The organism is Lactobacillus kefiranofaciens (genome assembly GCF_014656585.1).
GTDB classification, from domain to species: Bacteria; Bacillota; Bacilli; order Lactobacillales; family Lactobacillaceae; genus Lactobacillus; species Lactobacillus kefiranofaciens.
On record NZ_CP061341.1, the window covers coordinates 2,071,514 to 2,096,203 of the forward strand.

A 24,690-nucleotide genomic window follows, 5' to 3' on the forward strand; every position below is an offset into this window, starting at 1 on the left:
TTTAATTTTGTATTGACTGTAACTTATTTTCATACTAATATAATTTATGTAAATAATTTTCAGATTAACAAACTTTATGAAAATAATTTCGAGGTGACCATTATCAATAATATTAGCAAATTAGCTATCAGCAAAATTAAAACTGGCATGACGATCAGTCTGGGCGGCGGTCATAATGTTATAAATTTAGCAGAAGAGTTACATCAAAGCTCAATTACTAACATTACCTTATGCTCACCATCTGAATTGACACGCATGAACTGTAAAATGTTGGGCATGAACGTTCATCCTCTAGATGAAATCAAACGGATTGATCTGGCATTCGATGGCTGTGACAGTGTTGACTATCAACTGAACGCACTGAAAAGCGGCGGTGGCATTCATTTATTCGAAAAGATAGCTGCTCAAATGTCAAAAGAATACATTCTGCTAGTACCCGAAAAACGAGTTCAAAAAGAACTTTCTAGTAAAGTTCCACTTTGTATCGAAGTTGCAGAACCAGCAATTAAGCAAGTTTTAAATAAATGCCCAAACTTGAAGCTGCAAGCAAATATTCGCTTAGATCAAAAAGTGGCAGCGCTAGCTAGAAGTCCTGAAGGCAATCTACTGATTGATGCCTTTGCAAAAAACTGGCGGGAAATTGATCAAATTAACCAGAAAATTTGCAACACAAATGGTGTTGTTGCTACTTCCTACTTTAAGAACTTAGCAACAAGTTTAATAACTACAAATACTCAAGATAAAGCAATTGAAATTAAGAAAGGTGATTTAAATGACTAAATATAATTGGGGCATGATTGGAACTGGCTGGATAGCTCTCATGAGATGGCTGATGCTTTGAACGCAGTTAATGGCCAAGTATATGCCGTAGCAGACGTTAATGAAGAAATGTTAAAGAAGTTTGCTAGTGAAAAGCACATCAAGAAAACTTATAGCAATCCTGATGACTTGATTGCCGATCCGAACGTCGACATTGTTTACATTGCCACCCCTCATACCTTCCACTATGACTACATCAAGAAGGCATTGAACGCCAACAAGCATGTCTTTTGTGAAAAAGCAATCACTGTCAACGCGCGACAATTCGACGAAGTCGAAAAGTTGGCTCAAGAAAAAGGATTGATTTTAACTGAAGGCTTCACCCTCTACCATATGCCAATCTATCAAAAGGTACTCAACCTAATCAAAGATAGTAAATTGGGCCAAATCAAGATGATTCAAGTCAACTTTGGCTCTTTAAAGGATTACGATCCTAAGAATCGTTTCTTCAACAAGGATTTAGCTGGTGGCGCCTTGCTCGACATCGGTGGTTATGCAACCGCCTTTGCCAGAACGTTCTTAGACGAAGCTCCAGAAAGTATTTTAACCTCAGTTAAATTCTTTGAAACTGGCGTTGATGAGCAGTCTGGAATTATTATGAATAATACCAAAGATCAAATGGTGGTCATGGCTCTGTCAATGCGGGCCAAGCAACCAAAGCGCGGCGTGGTTTCTGGAACTAAAGGCTACGTCGAAATTAATCAATATCCGCGTGCAACTGAAGCTGATATTACTTATACTGCCAGTGCCCATGAAGAAAAGCACGAAAAAATCTCTGCTGGAGACAGCGACAAGGCCTTGCAATATGAAGTTGCTGATATGCAAAGATATATTGATCAAGGCCACGATGATGGTCAACTGCAGATGTCGCATGATATTGCACATATTTTAACTAGCGTACGGACCACATGGGGGATGAAATATCCTTTTGACGACGCAAAATAAAACTCATATAAATATTTAGTTTTAGAAAAAAGCATCCCTGAATGAGAAAAATCTCATAGGGATGCTTTTATATATACAGAAATTTTTCAATACATTACTGAAAGTTGAAAGCACCAAAACTGACTAGATTTCTTAATTGAAACTCTTATTTTATACTTTCAGTGCCTTATCACCAATATCATAACGATAAAATGTATGAGGAATATTCAAACTATTTAAATACTCATAAACATTAGTTTGTGATCTTTTTAAATCTTCAGACTCACTAATCACCATCAAGATACGTCCACTGTTATTTTGTAAATTAGATAAATCACCTGATACATTTGCATAATCAATATAGACTTTATCACTTTGAGGTAATTTACCTAATTTTATCTGCATAGGATTTTTTGGATAACCTTCTGCGCAGAGAACAACACCAAGAATTGCCTGATTATTTTCTTCAATTTCTGGCATCACATCCTCATTGATAGCTGCATCAACAAGTTGAGCAAAATCTGTTTTCATTTTCGGTAAAACAACTTCGGTTTCCGGGTCACCTAGACGAACATTATATTCAATCACCTTAGGCCCTGAACTTGTCATCATCAATCCAATATAAAGCACGCCATGATAATGATATTGTCCAGCAATTAAACCTTGGATAGTTGGCTTAACAATTTTTTCAATCATCTCTTGTCGATCGTGTTTGCTAAGTTGGGGTAATGGACAATATGATCCCATGCCTCCGGTATTTGGACCCTGATCACCATTTCCAACACGTTTATGATCCTGAGCCATCGGTAAGATACGATATTGATCTTCGGATACAACTACAAACATCGAATATTCTGGCCCAACTAAACATTCTTCAAGCACAAGTCTCTTTTGGCCACCAGAAAACATTGCTCTAATTGTCTTTTGTGCTACTTCTTCATCAGACGCAATTGTGACGCCTTTTCCACCTGCTAAGCCATCTTCTTTAATAACTACCGGATAGGAAAAATTCTTTAATCCAGCAATACATTTTTGAGGACTATCAAAAGTTTCATGCATAGCAGTAGGAACTTTATATTTATCCATAAATTTCAATGCATATTCCTTAGAACCTTCAAGCTGAGCAGCACGCTGATTAGGACCGAAAATTTTCTGACCAGCTTTAGTAAACTTATCTACAATTCCAGCACATAAAACATTTTCTGGTCCAACAAAAGTCCAACTAATATGATGTTCTTGAGCAAAAGCAAGCAAGCCATCTAAATCCATTTCATTCAAATTGACATTTTTTACGCCAATAGTCTGCATCCCGCTATTACCCGGAGCACAATAAACTTCTTCAACTAGTGGACTTTCTTTGAATTTTTTTGCTACAGCAAATTCACGTCCACCTGAGCCAACGACCAGAATTGATAATTTATTTTCCATTTGAGTATCCTATTAATGTCTGAAATGTCTATAACCAGTAAAGACCATTGCAATGCCATATTTATTAGCAGATTCGATTGACTCTTGATCACGAACAGATCCACCTGGTTGAACAATCGCCTTAATCCCATGTTTACCAGCATATTCAACACAATCACCAAATGGGAAAAATGCATCAGAAGACATTACCGCTGTATTGTCTATCGCCTCACCCGCATGCTTCACCGCAATCTTAGCTGAATCAATTCGATTAGGCTGGCCAGCTCCAACACCTAAAGTTCGTTCATTATTTGCTACAACAATTGCATTTGACTTGGTATGTTTTACTGCCTTTAAAGCAAACATCATTGTCTTAAGTTGCTGCTCAGTTGGCTTAACATCAGTTACGCATTTCCAGTCTGCAACATTTTCATTTAAAACATCTTGTTCTTGCATTAACAAACCACCCATTACCGATACAGTTTCGTAACGTACTGGTTCATTTTCGTGTGAAAAATCTAGTTGCAAAAGACGAATATTCTTTTTCTTTTCTAAAACCGCAAGAGCATCATCATCAAAGCCTGGTGCGATCACAATTTCTAGAAAAATCTTATGCATCTTTTTTGCAGTTGCAAGATCAACTTGACGATTCAATGCAATTACTCCACCAAAGATAGAAATCGAATCAGCCTCATATGCTCTATCCCATGCTTCTTCAAGTGTTTTCCCTCGACCAATACCACATGGATTCATATGCTTCATAGCTACTACAGTAGGTTCAGCTTGAAACTCACGAATAGCACGTAGTGCTTCATCAGCGTCTTTGATATTGTTATAAGACAATTTCTTACCATGTAGTTGTTCAGCTTGTAAAACAGAAAACTTCTTTGGTAATGCGTCTTCATAAAGCCACGCTTTTTGGTGAGAGTTTTCACCATAACGCATCTTTTGTTTTAAGTCATACGTTAAGGTCAGTTTTTCAGGATCTTCTAATCCGGTCTGCTTAGTCAAATATTCAGCAATCAAAGCATCATAAGCTGCCGTAGTTCTAAATACTTTAGCAGCAAGTTCTGCTCTAGTTTTTAAGTTAGTATCACCATTTTCGGTAATTTCTTTAAGTACTCGATCATAATCAGCTTGATCTGTGACTACCGTTACACTAGCATAATTTTTTGAAGCTGCTCTAAGTAAACTTGGTCCACCAATATCAATGTTTTCAATAGCATCAGCTAATTCAACATTAGGCTTCTCGATAGTTTGCTTAAATGGATACAGGTTAACACAAACCAGATCAATGGTATGAATGTTGAGCTTCTCTAATGTTTTCATATGTTCAGGTTTATCTCTTTCAGCTAAAAGTCCACCATGGATGTATGGATTTAAAGTTTTAACCCGACCATCTAAAATTTCAGGAAAACCAGTTATTTCTTCAACACTAATTGTTTTAATGCCTGCTTCATCAAGCTTTTTCTTAGTACCACCAGTTGAAATAATCTCATAATGATTTTCGACTAATCCTTTTACAAAAGGAACTAAATTTGTCTTATCACTAACACTGACCAATGCACGTTTCACTTTATTGCCTCGTTTCATTCTTGTTTGAATAACTTCACTAACTGCCATTGGAAAAAGCTCATGCTCTGTTTCATGAACCCTCGTCTCTAATGTTTCTTCTGTGTCATCAGGATAAATAGGAACTGCTTTTTGAGCAATAATCGGGCCATGATCAAGACGTGCATCAATAAAATGAACGGTTACTCCCGTCTTATCAATTAACCCCCTTTGATAATCTGCAAAAGCTCTCGCAATGGAATTTAATCCTGGATATTTAGGCAAAAGAGCAGGATGAAGATTCACAATTGAGTCAGGATATTCATTCAAAATAGTTGAACCAACAACTCTTAAATAACCAGAAAGAATAATGAAATCAATCTTGTATTCTTTTAAAACTTTAAGAAGACGAGCTTCATAAGCTTGCTTACTACCGCATTCTTTTACTGAAAATGTTTCATAAGGAATACCTAGTCTTTGTGCTCTTTTAATTACAGGAGCATTAGAATGGTTACAAAACATTAATGCTTCAGTTCCAGGAATTTCTCCTGCTTGAAATTTTTTAGTTAAAACTTCAAAATTGGTTCCATTTCCTGAAGCTAAAATTGCAATTTCCATTTGAAGCTCCCATTAAAAACAATTTTTTTCTCTCCAATTGGTCTCTTTCTTAATTTCCCAATTTCATAATATTGTTCATTTTTTTGTTTTAGTTGCTCTTTTACTTGTAAGACATTTGCTTTTGGTACAAGCAACACTAAACCGATACCCATATTGAAGGTATTTAAACAATCCTGCTCTTTAAGCTGCCCTTTATTTTGTAAATATCTAAAAATTGCTTGCACTGGCCAAGCTCCTAAATTCACTTCAGCTTGTAAGTCATCATTATATGTCCTAGGTAAATTTTCAATTAGACCACCACCGGTAATATGAGCAATACCATGTAATAAATGCCTTTTAACTAATGATAAAACTGCTTGAACATATATCTTAGTTGGAGTTAGTAATATTTCTCCGATGCTTTTACCTTCTAATGCTTCTGGACGATCTGTTACTTTTAAGTGATGATCCTTAAATAAAACCTGTCTAATTAAGCTAAAACCATTAGAATGTACTCCTGTTGAAGGTAACCCAATTAATATATCGCCTTCCTTAGCCAAATCTTGGGTAAGAATATCTTCCTTATTAGCAATTCCAGTTGAAAAACCAGCTAAATCGTATTCATTTTTAGGATACATGTCTGGCATTTCTGCAGTTTCTCCACCAATTAAGGCAGAACCACTTTGCCTGCATCCTTCAGCTACACCATGAACCACTTGTGCCAACTTAGCAGGATCATTGTGACCAGTCGCAATATAATCTAAGAAAAACAACGGTTCAGCACCTTGAGCTAGAACATCATTCACGCACATGGCTACACAATCGATGCCAATCGTATCATTAATTCCCATCTCTTGTGCAATCATTAACTTTGTACCAACTCCATCTGTTCCAGAAACTAAAACTGGATGTTGGTAGCCAAGTTTTTCCAAATCAAACATGCCACCAAAACTGCCAATAGTTCCACTGGTTTCTGGACGACTAGTAGCTGCAATATCCTTTTTTATTCTTTTAACCAAATCATAGCCGGCTTCAACGTCAACTCCAGCATCTTTATATCGATTCATTTTATTTTTATCCTAGTTCTAACTTCTATTGTTCATTTAATGAGGCTAGGTAACCCTGTTCATAATCATCCAGTTTAGTTGGATATTGACCATTGAAATAGGCTACAGTTAAACCACCATAAGGTGATTCACCAGCATCTGGAATATCAATTGCTTTGATCAAACTTTCTACACTTAAAAATCTCAAACTATCGACACCTAATATTTTTTGCATTTCTTCAACTGAATGATGAGCTGCAATTAATTCTGTTCTCGTAGAAATATCAATCCCATAAAAACAAGGAAACCTAAATGGTGGACTAGCAATTCGTAGATGTATTTCTTTAGCACCAGCTTTTTTTAACATCCTACAAATTTGTTTAGATGTTGTTCCGCGCACAATTGAATCATCAACTACAGCGATTTTTTTACCTTGTACTACACCGCGAACTGCAGAAAGTTTTAATTTAACCGCATTTTCCCGTAATTCTTTAGTTGGCTCAATAAAAGTACGTGCCACATATTGATTTTTAACTAATCCCATCTCATAAGGAAGACCTAGCTCTTCAGCATAACCAGATGCCGCAGATAAAGATGAATTTGGCACGCCAATAACGATATCTACATCTGCTGGCTGCTCCTGAGCCAATAATTTACCCATCCGTTTTCTAGCATTATGAACGGTTACGCCATGAATAATAGAATCTGGTCTAGCAAAATAAATATATTCCATCGAACATACAGCTAACTGTGTTTGGGTGGTGAAATGATCAATATGCATTCCTTCTTGATCAAAAATTATCAATTCTCCTGGCTGTACATCCCTTACAAATTCAGCTTGAACAATATCTAATGCACATGTTTCACTGGCTACAACATAAGCACCATTTGTTAATCTACCAATACATAAAGGTCTAATCCCATTCGGATCAAGTGCCGCAATCATGCGATCTTTTTGTAAAAGTAAGAAAGCAAAACCGCCATGTACCTCGTTCAAACTCTTTTTTAAGGCAGGAATAAAACCATCTTTAATATGATTACGAATTAAATGAATCAAAATTTCTGTATCAGAATCAGATTGAAAAATAGCTCCATGCTTTTCTAAGCGATTCCTTAAAGAACGAGCATTTACCAAATTACCATTATGCGCTAGTGCAACATCCCCATCTAGAAAGTGGTACAAAAATGGTTGAACATTCTGAATTGAATTACGGCCAGTCGTACTATAACGCACATGTCCAATTGCACTATCACCAATCAATTTTTTTAAATCATTTGGATCTGCAAATGCTTCTGAAAGCAAACCACGATCTCGATGTTGGTACAGCTGTCGTCCATCGCTAGACACGATTCCAGCTCCCTCTTGACCACGATGCTGTAAATTATGAAGACCTAAATAAGTTAACTGACTAGCATTTTCTGAATTATATATTCCAAAAATTCCGCATTCTTCATTTAAGCTTTTGATTTCATTAAACAAGAAATACTCTCCTTCCAGATTTTTTCTAAACTAGCCACGTCAGTATTTAATTCATCGTTAGCTAATTTAATAGACAATTTTCTCTGATCAGTAACTCGACCAATTTCTTGAACAGCAGATCCTAAAAGACTTTCAAAAGCACTCTTATTTTCTGGCTTAACTGAAACAATCAATCTTCCTGGTGTTTCACTAAAAAGCAGAGTTTTGTCGAATTCACTTAAATTAATATTCAGACCAAATTCAGTGTCAAAAACACTTTCAGCGAGGCTAACAGCTAAGCCACCTTCACTTAAATCGTGCGCGCTTGTTACAAGTCCTTGAGTCATAGCTTTATGCAAGTTCTTTAAATAATCATGAATCACCTCTAAATTAGGTGCTTCTGGTAAACCGCTAATCTTACCTTGCAACATTTTTTGAACTTCAGATCCAGCAAAATCCGCAGTGGTTTTACCTACTAAGTAAACAATGTCGTCAGCTTCTTGCACGTGCATCGGAATAACATAATCAGTATTCTTAATTAAACCAACCATCCCGATCATTGGTGAAGGATAAATAGCTTGACCATCGTTTTCGTTATAAAGGGATACGTTCCCTGACACGACGGGCGTCTCAAATATGCGACAAGCATCTGCAATTCCTTGACAAGATTCACGCAAACCCCAAAAAATTTCTGGATCATTGGGATCACCATAGTTAAGACAGTCAGTAATAGCTAAGGGTTTTGCACCACTAGCCACGATATTGCATACACTTTCAATAACTGATCTCTGGCCGCCAATTTTGGGATTTAAATAAACAAAACGTCCATTAGTGTCAGTGCACATTGCAACAGCTTTTTTAGTATGTCGAATTCGCAACACACCTGCATCTGAACCAGGTTTAACAATTGTATTAGTTCTAACTTGAGAATCATATTGTTGGGTGATAAATTGATCATTAGCAATCGTTGGTTGATTTAATAATCGCTTCAAAGTTTCACCAGATGATTCAAAACTAGGTCGCCATGCTGGCATCTTTTCCGCATCAATAATATATTGTGGCTTAATTTCTTTGCTAGGTTCTTCGAGCACATCCTCAGTTAATGATCGAACCGGAATATCACAAACTTGTTCTCCTTCATGATAAAGAACATAGTTTTCACCTTCAATAACGCGACCAATGGTTACTGCGTCAAGATTGTAGTCCTTAAAGATTTTCTTAACATCTTCTTCATGTCCTTTTTTAACGCAGAGCAACATTCTTTCCTGTGATTCACTCAACATGATCTCATAAGCTGACATATTAGGTTCTCTTTGTGGGACTAAATCCAGATTGAGTTTCATTCCTGCATTGCCTTCAGTCGCCATTTCAGCACTTGAAGATACGATACCAGCTGCTCCCATGTCTTGAATACCAACTAACCAATCGCGGTGTTTTAAAATTAGTTTTAAACATGCCTCCATTAATAATTTTTCCATAAATGGGTCGCCCACTTGAACCGCTGAGCGCTGAGTTTCATGTTCTTTTGAAAAGTCAGCTGAAGCGAAAGTTGCCCCATGAATACCATCACGTCCAGTTTTGGCACCAACGTACATGATTGAATTACCTAATCCAACGGCTTTACCATGTTCCATATCCTTAATGTTCATTAAGCCAACACACATAGCATTAAGCAAAATATTTCCATTGTAGCAAGAATCAAAAGTGGTTTCACCACCCAAATTAGGAATTCCCATACAGTTACCATAATCTCCAACTCCACGAATGGTTTCTTCCATCTTGTAGCGCATGGTTGGATTATTTTTTAATTCACCAAAATGAAGAGAATCAAGAATTGCGACTGGGCGAGCTCCCATACTAAAAACATCACGCAGAATACCGCCAACTCCGGTAGCTGCTCCTTGATATGGTTCAACAGTTGTAGGATGATTGTGGCTTTCTGCTTTAAACACAACTGCTTGCCCGTCATCAATGTCAACTACCCCTGCACCTTCACCAGGACCTTGAACAACGCGCTTTCCTTTTGTCGGAAATAGTCGTAAAACTGGCTTTGATTTTTTATAAGAACAATGTTCGCTCCACATTGCTGAAAAAAGACCAATTTCAGTGTAATTGGGTAATCTCTTTAATAACTTGTCACAAATATAATCATATTCATGTTCAGTTAAGCTCCAATCAAGATATGGCTTTTCTTCTTTAATTTCTTCTGGCGTCATTGCTTGTTTCATGCAAGTACTCCTGATTTCAAAAATGATTTAAATAATGGCAATCCATCAGTTCCACCTAGAACTTCTTCAACAGCTCTTTCTGGGTGAGGCATCATCCCTAAAACATTGCCTTCTTTGTTACAAATACCAGCAATATTTTTGACGCTCCCATTAGGATTGTGTTGGTAGTATTCAAAAACGATTTGATTATTTTTCTCTAATTCGGCTAAAGTAGCATCATCTGCATAATAATTGCCTTCACCATGAGCAATTGGAATATCAATAATTTGATCTTGATCATATTCAGTGGTAAAAGGTATTTGATTGTTTTTAACCTGCAACTTTACTGTCTCACAAATAAATTGCAAGCTATTATTTTGCTTTAAAGCTCCAGGTAAAAGCCCCATTTCAGTTAAAATTTGAAATCCATTGCAGACGCCAAGAACTAGTTTGCCATCCTGCGCCATCTTTCTAATAGCTGGAATCACTGGAGCAAACTGTGCAATTGCACCAGCTCTTAAGTAATCACCATAAGAAAATCCACCAGGTAAAATTACTGCATCAAAGCCATCTAATTTCTTTGTCCGATATGAAACATATTCTGCTTCAGCATGACATACTGTATTGAGCGCTTCATACATGTCAATATCACAATTAGATCCGGGGAAAACAACAATTGCAATTTTCATTAATTTTCCTCCAAAACTTTAAGGCGATATGTTTCCATATTGAAGTTAACCAACAAGGCTTCTGCAATTTCTTTTACGTCTTGCTTAGCCTTGTCTTGATCGTCCTCATCAAGTTTAATATCAAAGAATTTACCAACAACGATATTTTTAACTTCTTGATGACCTAATGAATTAACAGAATCAGTAATTGCAGCACCTTGTGGATCAAAAACAGATGGCTTGTAGGTAACGTAGATTCTAATAGTCGTCATTAATCTTCCTCCAAGACTTCTTCAATTCTTGCCAGTACTTTTTTATAGACGGCAGTTAAGTCACCAATATCGCGACGATATACATCTTTGTCCATATGAGATTTTGTTTTCTTATCCCACAAGCGACAGTTATCTGGTGAAAATTCATCAGCTAAGACTATTTGACCATTATGGAGTTTTCCAAATTCAAGTTTAAAATCAACTAGATCCATGCCAGCTTCGTCAAATAAATTAATCAATAATTGGTTGACTTGACGGGACAAGCTCCACATCTGTTCTTGCTCTGACTTGGTCGCAACATTTAAAGCAACAGCATCAGATGAGTTCAAAATTGGATCATCTAGTTCATCGCTTTTGAAAAATAATTCTTCAACTGGGATGGCGAATCTCATCCCTTCATCCAAGCCATATCTACTTGAAAAATGCCCAGCAGCAATATTTCTGGTAACAACTTCAAGCGGAAACATTTCACACTTTTTAACCAACTCTTCTTTGTCGGAAATTTTTTTAATGAAGTGAGTTGGAACGCCATTCTTTTCCAAATACTGAAAAATCAAAGTAGAAATTTGATTGTTTAATTCTGCCTTGTCTTTGAAATTGTCTTTCTTTTTTCCATTACCGGCAGTTGCCTGATCGGTATAAACAACTCGTAAAACTTCAGGGTCATTAGTTGACCACATTTGCTTAACTTTACCGGTATATAAGAGCTTGTCCATTTTGTTTCTCCTCATTTGCTAAAAGACGAACAATTATTAACTCACTAGTAATATTTGTTCACTGATTGAGTATAATTATAGCAAGCAATGTTCAGTAATGTCAACATATTCTTAAAAAATACTTCAAAATTACTAGCTTTTAGCCAGTGAAAGACGAACAATACTAAAAAGAGCAGACTGATTGTCTGCCCTTCTATCATCTATCCCAAATGTGCGTTGCATTAATATCGCTAATCGTTTTAGCAATATTATCAGTTAAAATTGTTACATGACCCATTTTTCGATTATGACGTATTTCAGCTTTACCATAATCATGGAAATGCCAGTCACGCTTTTCCGCAATAATTTTATGAATCCCAGCAACATGCTGCCCTAAGACGTTTACCATCACAACTTTAGACATGAGTTTGATTTTTGGCAAAGGCCAATTACAAATAGCACGATCATGTAAATCAAATTGACTGAAATTGCATGCTTCAATCGAATAGTGTCCTGAATTATGAGGTCGTGGTGCTAATTCATTAATATAAATTTCACCATTATTCAGTACGAACATCTCTACGCCCAAAATACCTCGCAAATCAATCGCTTCAGCAATCTGCACAGCGATTTTTTGTGCTTTTTGATATACATCAGGTGAAATTCTTGCTGGTACGATACTCATATGTAAAATTTCATCTTTATTATAATTTTCACTAACAGGAAAGACCGATACTTCCCCCATTGCATTACGAGCAACCATCACAGAAGCTTCAACCTTAAACGGCACCCAGCCTTCTAAAATACAGTCACCTGTTGACAGAATTTGTTTAATGTGGTCATTGGTCAGATCAGCATCTGAATGCAAAACTTCTTGACCATGGCCATCATAGCCGCCTTCACAAGTTTTAAGAACACAGTTGTAGCCTATTGTCTTTACAGCTGCTTGTAAATCTGACTTATTTTTAACCGGAATATATGGCGCAGTTTGACAGCCAGCAGAACGCAAAAAGTTCTTTTCTCTAATTCGATGCTTAGTAATATAAAGCAGCTTAGTTCCTTGAGGAATAGCAACTTTATCTTTAACATCTTCTAGAGCTTTTAAATCAACATTTTCAAATTCATAGGTTAATACATCACTACGTTCTGCTAGCTCCTCAATTGCGGAAGTATCAGAATAATTAGCTACAATCTGATCATCAGCTACTTGACCACAAGGGCAATTAGGTGTGGGATCTAATGTAATTACCTTCATGCCTGAGTATTTAGCTGAAATAGCCATCATTTGCCCTAATTGACCACCGCCGATAATACCAATTGTTTTTCCTTGTCCAATAAAGTCCGTTCTACTCAAGTTCGCTACTGCTTTCTTTTGCTAAATCATGCAATTTTTGACGATAATTCTTCAGGCGACCACGTAATTTTTCATCATTCGTGCCTAAAATTTCTAATGCAAGTAAAGCTGCATTGCTTGCACCAGCATTTCCTATTGCCGTCGTTGCCACAGGAATGCCCGTTGGCATTTGTACAATGGACAATAGTGAATCCATACCACCTAAGGCTTTAGTTTGTCCCGGTACACCAATCACTGGTAAAACTGTATTTGCGGCTGTCATCCCAGGTAAATGTGCGGCCATCCCAGCACCAGCAATAATAACCCTAATTCCGCGTTCTTCTGCTTTTTGAGCAAAATCATACATTTCTGTTGGCATTCGATGAGCAGAAATCACATGTTTTTCATAACCAACATTAAATTGATCAAGCAAATCACACGCATGTTTCATCGTTGGCCAATCAGACTTACTTCCCATAATTACTGCAATCTTGACGGTCATTTTTTACTCCTTAAAATAAGCCACTAATTTGGCCATTATCATCAATATCCATATTTTCTGCTGCAGGATGCTTAGCCAACCCTGGCATGGTCATAATGGTACCGGATAAAGCAACGATAAAGCCTGCTCCAAGTTTTGGAACTAAATCACGAATATGAAAATCAAAATCCGTTGGAGCACCTAACTTAGTTTGGTCGTCTGTAAATGAATATTGGGTTTTAGCGATACATACTGGTAATTTTTCCCAGCCAAATTTAGCAAATTGTTTCATTTGCTTTCTTGCTTTTTTAGAAAAAACAACACGTTTAGCACCATAAATTTTGGTAGCTATAGTAGTAATTTTTTCTTCTATTGAATCATTTTCATCATATAAGGGAATAAAATCATACGTTTTTTTAGTTAAGGCAATAACTTCTTTAGCTAAATCTTGTGTGCCGTTGCCGCCCTTAGCCCAAGCATCAACTCTAATACCCTTTATATCCATTTCTTGACAAGCATCTTTAATAGTTTGAATTTCGGCTTCAGTATCAGAATCAAAATGATTAATTGCCACAACAACTGGAATGCCATACTTTTGGATGTTGTGAACATGGCGAGCTAAATTCGCCATCCCTTTCTTCAAAGCAGAAATGTTTTCTTTAGTTAGATCTTTTTTATCTACGCCACCGTTATATTTCAAAGCTCTTGCCGTTGCTACAATGACCGCTGCATCGGGTATTTTCTTTAGCACCCTGCATTTAATATCTAAAAATTTTTCTGCACCAAGATCTGCGCCAAAACCTGATTCAGTAACGGTATAATCCGATCTAGCCATTGCAATTTGTGTTGCTAAAACAGAGTTACAACCATGAGCAATATTAGCAAATGGCCCACCATGAATAATCGCCGGGGTATGCCCAAGAGATTGGACTAAATTAGGTTTAATGGCATCTTTTAATAAGAGTGTAATTGCACCAGTAAAACCTAATTCATTAACAGTAACTGGCTTTTTTTCATAAGAATAGCCAACAACAATCCGCCCAATTCTTTGCTTCAAATCATGAAGACTTTCAGATAAACAAAGAATTGCCATCATTTCTGAAGCTGCAGTAATATCAAAGCCGGTCTCTCTAGGAACTCCTTGGCTCAAACCACCTAATCCTGTAACAACAGTCCTTAAAGCACGATCATTCACATCTTCAACCCTACGCCAAATAATCCTACGAGGATCAAGTCCCAACTTATTATCGCGCATAATGTAATTGTCAATTAGCGCAGCCAAAGTATTGTTGGCAGAGGTCAAAGCGTGTAAGTCGCCAGTAAAATGAAGGTTTATGTCCTCCATTGGGATAATCTGACTATAACCGCCACCAGTTGCACCGCCTTTAATTCCAAAAACAGGTCCCATCGATGGCTCACGCATAGCAATTGTAGTTTGATGGCCTAATTGATTCATCGCATCCCCTAAGCCAACTAGAACCGTGGACTTTCCTTCTCCAGCCGGAGTTGGATTAATTCCTGTTACTAAAATCAATTTATGTTTTTTACCTGAAATTTCTTTAACAGGGAAATTAATCTTAGCCTTATACTTACCGTATTGTTCAAAATCATCTTTTTTTAAGGCAAGTTTAGCAGCGATTTCAGTAATAGGTTGCATTTTGGCAGCATCAGCAATTTCAATGTCTGTCGACATGATTTTCTCCTTTATTAATATTAACAATAATTATCATATTTATGATAATTATTCCTATTTTTTACTTGTATTTATAGAATACTGGGTATTTTAGTAAAAGTAAATAGATAGAATACGAACTATATAAATAAAAGTCATTGCAACACTTAATTAAAAATATCGCAATGACTTTATGAAAAGGCAAGCAGAAAGATCTATTTACACAAAATATTTGATAATGTCAACGCAATGCATGATGATTCAATAAGAGCAAAGAAACCAATTAAAGCATAGAAAGTTTCTAGTAAAAAACTATTTGTGACCAAATATTAATCTGTTTAAAAAAGAAGCATCCCTGAATGAGAAAAAATTATTGGGATGCTTCTAATTCATAATGTTATTAACCTAGTAAAAACTCTAGGATGTATTTTATAGTTCTAATTTTGATAGTTAAAGATCTTACTAATCCAAATTCTTCTTAAAAAACGATTTTACTCGTTTATTTTTCAGCTTATTAATACCCTCATCCTTTTGTTCTATTGAATTACTCAAATAATACTGAATTTCTTTAGAGGTTGGCAAAGTATCTATGATGCGATCTAATGCTATATTTTCCTGCTCTTTCGTAGTAGCTCGATAGAAACGCATTAAGTTAACCATGAAGGCTGCATGTTCAATATTATCAAAAGGTAAAATCAGATAATCTTTCGAACCCCAAGTATTAAGAGCCGTATTGGCGGCAATTAAAGCCGTCCTTTTATTTCCATCTTGAAAAGGTTGCAATTTAGACAGTTCAGCAAATACTCTCCAAGCATCTTTAACAGATTGCTCAGATTACTTGAATTCATTTACTATATCATCTAAATCCTGCGAATAAACATTTTCAGGTGCATAATATGCTCCGTCTGTTGTATCATTAGGATCTGTTACAACTATAACTGCATCATCAGGATTAGAGCTAGCTTTTCTTAAGTGACCTGGAATATTGGGATCTTCATTTTGGTTATGAACGAAAGTCTTATTAATTTCAATAATACTTTTCGTAGAAAAGCCCATTTTTTGAGCAACTGTTATTCCGTCTAATGCGTCCTTTAGTAATCCACCATCATGATGCTGATTTTTAAGCTGGGATAAATTGTGAAAATCTAACGCAAGCTTAGTTTGTAGAACGGTACTACTATAGCCATTCATGCTACCAAAGGAAACTATGAAATTTGCTAAGCTTAAATTGTCATCCATCTTATCTCAACCTTCTTTACTAACTCAATTTTACAACTTGCAATCTGAACCAATTATTCCAGCAAAAATTTATACAGTGGTACTAATTGAATCGTCTTGCCCTCTTTTTCAATTGTTTCTTCCTCACCATGGGTGACAATCACGAGATTTTCCACTTCAGTAAAATTGTCAGCTAATTTGAGTAAATTTCCTATTTCACGCTCTTTCGAGGTGTCATTTACTTCCCATGCAACTTGAATAGCAGTTTTGCTAGCCGGTACATAGAAATCAATGTCAACTCCAGTCTTTTTAGACTTTAGATAAAATAGTTTTTCTTGATATTTGTTATGTAGTTTAATTGCCACTATGTTCTCCAGCAACGCTGGCAACTTATCAATATAAAATAAATTCAAAATACCATTATCTGTAAAATAGTATTTAGGACTGCTTTCACGCTCATTGAATTTTGCAAAATAATTTTTGGTCGAAAAAATTAAATACGCTTCCTTAGCATAATCTATATAATCAATAATCGCATTACGACTGACTGTATTAATCACTGATTTCACATTTTTGTACAAGTTTGCATACGAAACTATATGCATCACAGTATCAGCAATTTTTCTGATCAGTAGTGAGATGGTTTTCTCATTACGAATCTTATTACGCACGATTATGTCAGCCAAAAATACATTTTGATAAATATTAGTCAAATAGTTTCGCTTGTCTGATAACAAAATAGACTCTGGCAGTCCGCCATAGCGCAGGTACTCATTTGCGGCTGCACGAATTTGACCATTATTGACTGTATCCAAAAGAGCTAGCTTGTCATGAGAAATATTTTTAGCGGTTAAATATTCAGAGAAATTAAACGGTGCAATATATTTAGCCATATACCTGCCACCCAATCTCAAAACAATATCGTGACCTAAAACCTTGGAATTACTTCCAGTTAAATATACACTTTCACCTTGATCTGCCAAACGACGAGCAAACTTTTCCCAGCCTTCAATATTTTGAATCTCATCAAACAAAAAATAATGTTTCTTCGTCGTTAATTGATTAGCTGCAATCAAAATATTATTACAATCACTCAATTGAAAACCATCAAGACGTTCATCTTCAAAATTCAAATAAACAATTTGAGACCAATCTACGTTTTGCTTGTTTACCAGATCTTGGGCACGTTTAAATAGCAAAGTTGATTTACCAGATCGACGCAAACCAACTAAAACATAGTTCAAACTATCCTCAAAATGATAGTCTCTAGGTATGATACTAATATTTCTGATATTCTTTTGCCCTTCAATAATAATGGCAGCAAGTAGATCTGGATTCATTTAAGTTATCTCCCATTTTTATTAACACAGTAATTAAATTTATTATATTTTAGCTTATTATATTAATCAATAATTTAATATTTTGTATTATTATGGTGATAATATCACCCATGATTTTTTAAATACCCGATAGCAGATAACAATCTAGTTAGCTTTATAATTTACTAAAAAAACATCCCTGAATGAAAAAACTCATAAGGATGCTTTTAATTACAATATCATATAAAAATATTTTAAAACTTTCTCACTCCGTGTTGATAAACTTGCTTATCATCCTGCTCTACTGCCGAAACATTTTCAAGTGGATTTGCTTTTAATACTAAGAAGTCTGCATACTTCCCTTCTTCTAAAGAACCATATTCATTATCAATTTTCAATAATTCTGCTGAGCCCAATCCTGCTGCATGTAAAGTTTGATAGTTACTTGCGCCTGCTCGAACAAGTTCTGTTAATTCTTTAGCAGTATTTTTAAGTGGGTTCATAAATGTACCAGCATCTGTTCCAAGAGCAAGCTTTACTCCTGATTTAATGGCCTTTGCAACGTGCGCATAGAAGGCATCAACATGTTCGCACATCTTTTGATATGAAAAGTCTGTCATCTTTCCTTTACCGTAAACTGCAAGTTGGTGTCCAGCAATCAATGTTGGTGACAAAAATGTACCTTGTTTTTTCATTAATTCAATATCTTCATCACTTACATAAAAGCCATGTTCTACTGAATCTACATCTGCCACCACCGCATAATGGATTCCTAATCGTCCTTCTGCGTGAGCACATACTGTCATGTGTTTAGAGTGGGCTTCTTCTACAGCCATTTTCATCTCTTCTAGTGACAATTCAGTATCATCGATTTGATCACCTTGAGACATAATCCCCCCTGTAGCCATTAACTTGACGTTTTCAGCACCTTTTTTGAATTGCTCACGTACAGCTTTACGAACATCGTCCGGAGAATTAACTAAGTGAGCCGCATTTAATTCATGGTTTTCACCTAATGGTTGATCAGCGTGACCGCCTAAAATAGAGATTGGCATCCCTGCTGGTCTCATTCCAGGTCCTTCGAAAGGATAAGCATCTCTCATATTTTTGAGTTTTACGTCTACATCAAAGGGAACTCCACAACTTCTGATATATGTTACTCCTCCCTTTAACCCACTTTTCAAATCTTTCAACGCCTTATAAGTCACCAAAGCTTCAGTTTCTGGATAATGATCTTTAGCTGCATTTACTAATCCTACATGAGTATGTGCATTAATTAATCCAGACATTACATATTGGCCATTTAGGTCAACTGTCTGCTCAGCAGTAATAGTAACTTTTCCTGTACCCTTTGCAGTCAACTTGCCTGTCTCATTATCAACTACAAACCATGCGTTCTCTAACAATTCCTCACTATTACCAACAAATAAATTACAATTTACAAAAACTGTCTTAGTCATATTATCTTCCTCCTACTTTGTAACAAATGTATTTCTAAAATCAAAATTACTGTTAAAGACTAGATTATGAACATTTCCTCTAACCATCCAGGCTTGACCATCATGATAAAGTGGTGTTAATGGTTGCTGATTATCTAAAACCTGCTCTGCTTTAACTAAATCAGATAAACGCTTTTTTACATTCATCTCTTTGCTTGAAAGGGTTAGATATTGGTCATATTGCTTATTAGACCATTTACCAAAGTTATAATTTTCACCACTCATCATTACGCTCAACATTGAGTAAGGATCGTTATAATTAGTAGTTAACCCAGTAAAATCAACATCGTACTTTCCATTAAGCATATTGCTTACTCTAGTGGTCTTAGGCATTGATTGAACATGAACTTCAACTTTTTTACCAAAAGTACTCTCAAGTTGACTCTGAACATATTCCATAACCTTCTTGGAAAGGTCATCATCATCTCCACCTAGAGTAAATTCAACTTTAGACTTACCTAGTTCTTTCAAAGCTTTGTTGAATAAAACTCGGCCCTCTTTTTTATTAAAATCTGTGTATTTACTAGTAGCACCTTGTCTATCAAAATATTTATTAAAGTTCATACTATTAACAGTTTCTTGAGGCCCGGTAAAAGTTGTAGCTACCGTATTAGCTCAGCCAACAGTTGATGCAAGTTCTTTTCGGTTTAGAACCATTGAGAATGCTCTTCTTAAGTTAACATTAGCCATATCTCTATTCTTAGAAACGTTATAAGTTAAATATTCTGTCCTATCCGACTTAAATACTCTATAACCGTTTTGATGTTTTAATTGTTTAGATGCTTGAGTATCAAGAAAAGCACCGTCTAATTTTCCAGCTTGATACAAAGTATAGTCTGTAGCTGGGGTCTTCACTACTGTGTAATTAATAGTGTTCAATTTAACATCTTTCTTATCCCAGTAATAATTGTTTTTCTTTAATTTCCAGCTTAAGTTTGAACCCGTCCAACCGGTACTTACGAAAGGACCGTTATAAACCATGTACTTAGATGCAGTACCATATTTCTTGCCATATTTTTTAACAGTATGCTCATTAACCGGATTCCAGCTTGAAGCAGTTAATGTTTTAAAATACGGTACTGGATGGGTTAAATGAACAACTAAAGTATGCTTATCTTTAGCTTCTACACCCAATGAAGTTGGTGATTTCTTACCAGCTACTACTTCCGTAGCATTTTTAACTGCTTGATAATTATTTTGTTGCTGCGATTGCGTCTTAGGATCCATCACTCGCCTTAAAGAATAAACGAAATCATCAGCCGTAACTGGATTACCATTGCTCCACTTGGCATTATTTCTTAACTTAAATGTCCAAGTTAATCCATCTTTGCTTGCAATAGAAACGGTAGCAACACCAGGTTCGATTTTGCCGTTTTTTCCCACGCGATTTAGTCCTTCAAACACATTAGTTGCTTGCTCACTACTAGAAGTATCAACCATTTTGTTTTGATCAAGTGTTTGAATTTCTGATGTTGTCATCCAAGTTAAAGATTTTTCCAACCCTTTAGAATCGGCTTTACTATTAGAGCAAGCTGCTAACACTGTCGCAGCACTTGTCATTACTAATCCACCTGCTAAAACTTTTAACCATTTATTCATAACTTTCTCCTCCATTTATCTCTTTAGCTTGGATAAACAAAAAACGCCCTACCAGATCTACTTGATCTAATAGGGCGTCTATACGCGGTACCACCTATTCTTCGTCAATGACTTAATCATTGACCTCATGCACGTGCGGCCAATCAAGACTGATTAGCGATACGTCGCCGCTGTAAAGGGCGGACCCTGAAAACACTAATATCGTGTTTTCTGCTCAAAGGTGATTTTCGCGTAAAGCTTAATTATCTTCTTGCACCAACCGAAGACTCTCTGAAAATCTTACTTTATGTTACTTTCCTTATCAAAGCTAAAATATTTCTTCTTGTTGGAAATAATAATAGCAGGATTTAATTTTATGTTAATAGTTTTCTTAAATAAATTTAATTTAAAAAATAACATTCTACCTTACTTCAATGCATCAAAGACATAGTTATCAGGATAGAATTTCATCCGATATGCTCGGTAAACGTAGGTCTTATTCTTGGCTGAATTATAAGTTGTCAGATTGAAAACCTGCTGACCTGAAGGATCAACTTCAATGATATTGCTTTGGTTACCATTGTCCTTGTAACCAAAGTCAATCAAAGTATTGCCATTGGCTAATCTCTGAGAATAGCCAATGACATTGGTGAAGTTGGCTTTTCCTAATTGCTTACCATATGACCAAACTTGCTTAATTGACTTGGTTTTAGTATTAATCTCGTATTCAGCACCCTGGCTTGCTCTGCTTCTTATCACCGTTAGTCACGGCTACGTTATTGTCATAAAGCATGATCTTTAAGACATCGCTACTTTGACTCAGTTTGTACACACCGTGTTGACCACCAGTATATTTGGTACCCTTAGTTGGTTTTAACAAATATTTTCGGTAAGACTTAGGCCACTTGCTGGCTGGCTTACTAGTAAAAATCCAATTCAGCTTGTTAGTTCTATAATTCATCGACCACACCATATCTTGATTACGTGAAGACAAGATAACATTGTCAGTCTTAGCATCATAATCAATAGTGTTAAGGTGCATCCAGTCAATTAAACCTAGCCCAGCACTTGCTTTGTCAATTGCCTTCAAATGGCTCTTAGTATACATCGAAGATGGAAAAATTTTCTTAAAGTCAATTACTTTGACAATCTTGCAAGCCTTCGGATCCAATTCAGCAATGGTATCTTCAACATATTTGCTACCGTCATCTACCGTAATTAGCCAATGACCATTTGGCATTTCCGCCACGTCATGGTGCACAATTGAGACACCTTGCGTACCTGCTAGGCTGCCACCAAGCGTTTTATCTAAGCTAATTTGATGATAAACTCGACCCAAATAATCAGTCTCTACGAGCAAATTATACTTTCCATCACTGCTCTTGATCTTGCCATACATTAACAAGTGGCCATTGTGCAATTGTTCAAAAACGTGTTCATTCCAGTGTAAGTAGTACCAACGCACTTGCCCATTGGCATCAACGACATAGGTTTGCTTGGTGGTCCGATTTAAAACCGTAATTCATTTGAACCAATTTGCATTTTACTCTTATCATTTTTGGTAACATTTAATGGCGTAGTTCTAATCCATTTCGGCAATTTACTTGTTTTAATTTTAACGGTCTTAGTTTGAGTATTGCCTGCTTCATCGGTCATCGTTAGCGTTACCGTATTTTCAAAGCCAGCATGCAAGCCGACAATTGGAACTTGATGCTCAGTCTGGTAACCATCGACTTTATTAGAAATAGTTGTGTGATCACTAATTCCTTGCACTTGATAGCTAATCTTAGTTGGTTGATTAGTGTGGAAAATCATCAAAGCCGTTAATGGCGAGTTCTTGTAAGGATTGACCTTCAAGTATAGGTTTTCCCAAGTATATTTTTGCCCTCTAACTATCTCGGCATATTTTTGAGTTAGCTGGTCATTTTCTGGATTAGCAACTGCCTAACTCCCAGATTCTTAATGATTTGACCATCGCTCAATTTAGTCTTTTTAGCGTTGCCATTTCTCTTCTGCGCTAAAACTATTTGCGAATTAGTATTTACTGTTAGTGGTGTAGCTAATGCCAATGCTCCAATAATTAGGGTGATTGATAAGTTCTTTTTCCTCAATATGTGATCCTTTCTACTATCCCATTCGTCATTATAGTCTTCAGATTTTGCAGAATGATGACAGAACACGAATACTAATGGTAAAAAAGAACTACCTAAGTTTATCAATCTCCAACATCACTTACTCAAACAAATCCTTTTTAATTGCATCGAAATCGTAATGCTCCAATGCCGCTGCATTTTTTAACCTTTTTAGAAGATCCAACGCAGTAATAAATTCATCATATTCGTTAATATCAACTAAAGCATACTTAAGCTGACCATCTTGGTTAAGAAAAGTCGGCTTGCCCTTTTTGACCTTATCCAAAACAGTTTGATAGTTTTTCAACTCTGAAACAGGTTTAATTTGTGCCATTATAATCTACCTCCGATAATTACCTTATGGATTACGATAAATATATGTTCGTATTTGCGAGTTATTTACATTATACCCGAACTGATGATCTGCGGCAACATATGTTTTTTAATGATGACTTACTGACAATAAATCCACAGGCTAGCACGTTATGCGAAAACTGTTCAGAAGCCAATCGCAATAAACTAATTAGTACTTTAATAGACAATATTTTTATTCGGAATATAATTAAAACAACTAACATATTTCATGAGGTGAACAAGATGACTAAAGCATTACTAATAATTGATTACACCAATGACTTTGTAGCCGATGATGGTTCCTTGACCTGTGGCAAGCCAGCTCAAGCAATAGAAGACTATTTACTTTCTTTAGCAAATGATTTTTTTGACAATGGAGATTATGTAATCTTTCCGACTGATGGGCATACTGGTGACAAATTCAGTCCTGAATATAAACTTTTTCCGCCACACAACATTGTGGGGACACCAGGTCAAGAACTGTACGGTAAACTCAAAACTTGGTTCCAGGAACATAAGGATAGTAATCGCGTTTACCAGTTTAACAAAAATCGCTATTCTTCTTTCCAAAATACTAATTTAGATAATTATTTACGTGAGCGTAAGATTGATGATCTCTGGCTTACTGGTGTCTGCACTGACATCTGCGTTCTCCATACAGCAATTGCGGCTTATAATTTGAATTACAAAATTACTATTCCTAAAAAAGGTGTGGCTACTTTTACTAAGTATGGCAATGAGTGGGCTTTTGACCATTTTAGAAATTCATTAGGTGCAAAATTAATTTAGAATTAAATTTAAACACCACTGTATTCGATAGAAGATGATACAGCGGTGTTTTATACTAAATAATAGATTTTGATATATTAAGAAAAGCCATCCATTCATTTTATGAATAGTAGCTTACAAAAAATAAATATTTAATACCTATAAAGTTCAATACCAAACTGAAATTGAAAAAGGAGGACATAAATTATGAGTCTAACAGTCAATCTTTACTATACTGGTAAAAATGGTAGTGCACAAAAATTTGCTAAAGAAATAAAAGAAAGTGGTCTGGCTGATCAAATTCGTCAAGAAGCTGGCAATTTGCGCTATGATTATTTTCAACCATTAAGTGATCCCGACACAATTCTATTGATTCCTGGAAAGATCAAAAATCAATTGATCACCATCACCAAACTTCAATGATGGCAGACCTAGCTAAATTGCGTGATAAATATGATTTACATATGAAAATTGAACGCTTTACTTCTAATATAGTCCCAGAAAAAGATCAAAAGTATTTACGTAAATAACTGAAAAAAGTAGAAGTTGAATTCACAGAAAAGATTGTCAAAATAATTGAGCAATTTGTTTTAATATTGCCTAAGTTTATTCAAAAGATACTAAAAGAATTCGCCTAAAAACTAATTTAATAGCAAAACATACTAATTAAAAATAAAATTCACATTTTACA

Annotated in this window: 20 protein-coding genes, 5 pseudogenes and 1 other annotated feature; of the genes and pseudogenes, 4 read left to right on the forward strand and 21 right to left on the reverse strand. The window is 35.8% G+C overall.

From position 1 onward, the window contains the following. Positions 1-147: 147 nt before the first annotated feature. The gene (locus ICI50_RS10175; protein ID WP_049776046.1) at positions 148-780 is read left to right on the forward strand and encodes a ribose-5-phosphate isomerase A; all 633 of its coding nucleotides are present in this window, start codon (positions 148-150) and stop codon (positions 778-780) included. Beyond that, positions 773-1,764: pseudogene (locus ICI50_RS10180) on the forward strand (Gfo/Idh/MocA family protein). The gene ICI50_RS10175 and the pseudogene ICI50_RS10180 overlap by 8 nt, the downstream one beginning before the upstream one ends. 150 nt (positions 1,765-1,914) lie before the next feature. Here ICI50_RS10180 and purD read toward each other — a convergent pair. From purD to ICI50_RS10265, 21 genes and pseudogenes are all read right to left on the reverse strand, one after another. Then, entirely contained in the window at positions 1,915-3,171 is a 1,257-nt protein-coding gene (gene purD, locus ICI50_RS10185; RefSeq protein ID WP_013854997.1) for a phosphoribosylamine--glycine ligase, read from the reverse strand. A 12-nt stretch (positions 3,172-3,183) separates the two neighbouring features. Beyond that, positions 3,184-4,725 carry a bifunctional phosphoribosylaminoimidazolecarboxamide formyltransferase/IMP cyclohydrolase gene (gene purH, locus ICI50_RS10190; RefSeq protein ID WP_244040315.1) on the reverse strand — a complete coding sequence of 514 codons (1,542 nt, stop codon included), beginning with the start codon at positions 4,723-4,725 and terminating at the stop codon, positions 3,184-3,186. 72 nt (positions 4,726-4,797) lie between these two features. Further along, a pseudogene (gene purN, locus ICI50_RS10900) lies at positions 4,798-5,319 on the reverse strand (phosphoribosylglycinamide formyltransferase); the annotation flags it as partial. Beyond that, the gene (gene purM, locus ICI50_RS10195) at positions 5,301-6,365 is read right to left on the reverse strand and encodes a phosphoribosylformylglycinamidine cyclo-ligase (protein WP_188891667.1); all 1,065 of its coding nucleotides are present in this window, start codon (positions 6,363-6,365) and stop codon (positions 5,301-5,303) included. The gene purM and the pseudogene purN, both read right to left, overlap by 19 nt. Before the next feature lie 25 nt (positions 6,366-6,390). Then, positions 6,391-7,824: an amidophosphoribosyltransferase gene (gene purF, locus ICI50_RS10200; RefSeq protein ID WP_013854994.1), complete on the reverse strand. Its 1,434-nt coding sequence runs from the start codon at positions 7,822-7,824 to the stop codon at positions 6,391-6,393. Then, a complete protein-coding gene (purL, locus tag ICI50_RS10205) occupies positions 7,800-10,031 on the reverse strand; it encodes a phosphoribosylformylglycinamidine synthase subunit PurL (RefSeq protein ID WP_013854993.1) in 2,232 nt (743 codons plus the stop codon). Before purL ends, purF begins: the two co-directional genes overlap by 25 nt. Beyond that, positions 10,028-10,699, reverse strand: coding sequence for a phosphoribosylformylglycinamidine synthase subunit PurQ (gene purQ / locus ICI50_RS10210; protein WP_188891669.1), 672 nt, complete (start codon positions 10,697-10,699; stop codon positions 10,028-10,030). The genes purL and purQ overlap by 4 nt, the downstream gene beginning before the upstream one ends. Then, entirely contained in the window at positions 10,699-10,950 is a 252-nt protein-coding gene (gene purS, locus ICI50_RS10215; RefSeq protein ID WP_003627027.1) for a phosphoribosylformylglycinamidine synthase subunit PurS, read from the reverse strand. Before purS ends, purQ begins: the two co-directional genes overlap by 1 nt. Then, a complete protein-coding gene (purC, locus tag ICI50_RS10220; RefSeq protein ID WP_013854991.1) occupies positions 10,950-11,666 on the reverse strand; it encodes a phosphoribosylaminoimidazolesuccinocarboxamide synthase in 717 nt (238 codons plus the stop codon). Before purC ends, purS begins: the two co-directional genes overlap by 1 nt. 196 nt (positions 11,667-11,862) lie before the next feature. Next, positions 11,863-12,999, reverse strand: coding sequence for a 5-(carboxyamino)imidazole ribonucleotide synthase (gene purK, locus ICI50_RS10225; RefSeq protein ID WP_188891672.1), 1,137 nt, complete (start codon positions 12,997-12,999; stop codon positions 11,863-11,865). Then, the gene (purE, locus tag ICI50_RS10230) at positions 12,992-13,480 is read right to left on the reverse strand and encodes a 5-(carboxyamino)imidazole ribonucleotide mutase (protein WP_054640467.1); all 489 of its coding nucleotides are present in this window, start codon (positions 13,478-13,480) and stop codon (positions 12,992-12,994) included. The genes purK and purE overlap by 8 nt, the downstream gene beginning before the upstream one ends. Before the next feature lie 10 nt (positions 13,481-13,490). Further along, positions 13,491-15,152, reverse strand: coding sequence for a formate--tetrahydrofolate ligase (locus ICI50_RS10235; protein WP_188891674.1), 1,662 nt, complete (start codon positions 15,150-15,152; stop codon positions 13,491-13,493). Positions 15,153-15,593: 441 nt separating this feature from the next. Further along, positions 15,594-16,370 (reverse strand): annotated as a pseudogene (locus ICI50_RS10240) (Fic family protein). Between the two features lie 53 nt (positions 16,371-16,423). Then, positions 16,424-17,689 (reverse strand): ATP-binding protein, encoded by a 1,266-nt coding sequence (locus ICI50_RS10245; protein ID WP_188891676.1) that lies wholly within the window; start codon positions 17,687-17,689, stop codon positions 16,424-16,426. 233 nt (positions 17,690-17,922) lie between these two features. Then, on the reverse strand, positions 17,923-19,128 hold the full coding sequence (locus ICI50_RS10250) for a metal-dependent hydrolase family protein (RefSeq protein ID WP_188891678.1): 1,206 nt from the start codon (positions 19,126-19,128) through the stop codon (positions 17,923-17,925). A gap of 12 nt (positions 19,129-19,140) precedes the next feature. Further along, positions 19,141-20,766, reverse strand: a pseudogene (locus tag ICI50_RS10255) (peptide ABC transporter substrate-binding protein). Between the two features lie 67 nt (positions 20,767-20,833). After that, positions 20,834-21,080: a binding site (T-box leader), on the reverse strand. Between the two features lie 91 nt (positions 21,081-21,171). Continuing rightward, positions 21,172-21,504: an aryl-sulfate sulfotransferase gene (locus ICI50_RS10980; protein WP_269079396.1), complete on the reverse strand. Its 333-nt coding sequence runs from the start codon at positions 21,502-21,504 to the stop codon at positions 21,172-21,174. Continuing rightward, positions 21,473-22,210, reverse strand: a complete 738-nt coding sequence (locus ICI50_RS10905; RefSeq protein ID WP_269079395.1) for an aryl-sulfate sulfotransferase — start codon at positions 22,208-22,210, stop codon at positions 21,473-21,475. The genes ICI50_RS10980 and ICI50_RS10905 overlap by 32 nt, the downstream gene beginning before the upstream one ends. A 44-nt stretch (positions 22,211-22,254) precedes the next feature. Further along, positions 22,255-22,602: an aryl-sulfate sulfotransferase N-terminal domain-containing protein gene (locus ICI50_RS10910; RefSeq protein ID WP_013854985.1), complete on the reverse strand. Its 348-nt coding sequence runs from the start codon at positions 22,600-22,602 to the stop codon at positions 22,255-22,257. A gap of 56 nt (positions 22,603-22,658) precedes the next feature. After that, positions 22,659-22,856 (reverse strand): hypothetical protein, encoded by a 198-nt coding sequence (locus tag ICI50_RS10915; RefSeq protein ID WP_013854984.1) that lies wholly within the window; start codon positions 22,854-22,856, stop codon positions 22,659-22,661. 121 nt (positions 22,857-22,977) lie between these two features. Continuing rightward, the gene (locus ICI50_RS10265; RefSeq protein WP_013854983.1) at positions 22,978-23,211 is read right to left on the reverse strand and encodes a prevent-host-death protein; all 234 of its coding nucleotides are present in this window, start codon (positions 23,209-23,211) and stop codon (positions 22,978-22,980) included. A 263-nt stretch (positions 23,212-23,474) separates the two neighbouring features. On the opposite strand from ICI50_RS10265, the gene ICI50_RS10270 reads away from it, so the two are divergent. Together ICI50_RS10270 and ICI50_RS10275 are read left to right on the forward strand one after the other, a co-directional pair. Beyond that, entirely contained in the window at positions 23,475-24,020 is a 546-nt protein-coding gene (locus ICI50_RS10270; protein ID WP_013854982.1) for a cysteine hydrolase family protein, read from the forward strand. Positions 24,021-24,206: 186 nt separating this feature from the next. Further along, positions 24,207-24,529 (forward strand): annotated as a pseudogene (locus ICI50_RS10275) (putative quinol monooxygenase). The last annotated feature ends 161 nt before the right edge of the window (positions 24,530-24,690 follow it).

Coding starts and splice junctions, on each gene's coding strand:
- ICI50_RS10175 (WP_049776046.1), top strand. CDS start 148: ATGACGATCAGTCTGGGCGGCGGTCATAATGTTATAAATTTAGCAGAA.
- purD (WP_013854997.1), bottom strand. CDS start 3,171: ATGGAAAATAAATTATCAATTCTGGTCGTTGGCTCAGGTGGACGTGAA.
- purM (WP_188891667.1), bottom strand. CDS start 6,365: ATGAATCGATATAAAGATGCTGGAGTTGACGTTGAAGCCGGCTATGAT.
- purL (WP_013854993.1), bottom strand. CDS start 10,031: ATGAAACAAGCAATGACGCCAGAAGAAATTAAAGAAGAAAAGCCATAT.
- purQ (WP_188891669.1), bottom strand. CDS start 10,699: ATGAAAATTGCAATTGTTGTTTTCCCCGGATCTAATTGTGATATTGAC.
- purS (WP_003627027.1), bottom strand. CDS start 10,950: ATGACGACTATTAGAATCTACGTTACCTACAAGCCATCTGTTTTTGAT.
- purC (WP_013854991.1), bottom strand. CDS start 11,666: ATGGACAAGCTCTTATATACCGGTAAAGTTAAGCAAATGTGGTCAACT.
- purE (WP_054640467.1), bottom strand. CDS start 13,480: ATGACCGTCAAGATTGCAGTAATTATGGGAAGTAAGTCTGATTGGCCA.
- ICI50_RS10235 (WP_188891674.1), bottom strand. CDS start 15,152: ATGTCGACAGACATTGAAATTGCTGATGCTGCCAAAATGCAACCTATT.
- ICI50_RS10245 (WP_188891676.1), bottom strand. CDS start 17,689: ATGAATCCAGATCTACTTGCTGCCATTATTATTGAAGGGCAAAAGAAT.
- ICI50_RS10250 (WP_188891678.1), bottom strand. CDS start 19,128: ATGACTAAGACAGTTTTTGTAAATTGTAATTTATTTGTTGGTAATAGT.
- ICI50_RS10265 (WP_013854983.1), bottom strand. CDS start 23,211: ATGGCACAAATTAAACCTGTTTCAGAGTTGAAAAACTATCAAACTGTT.
- ICI50_RS10270 (WP_013854982.1), top strand. CDS start 23,475: ATGACTAAAGCATTACTAATAATTGATTACACCAATGACTTTGTAGCC.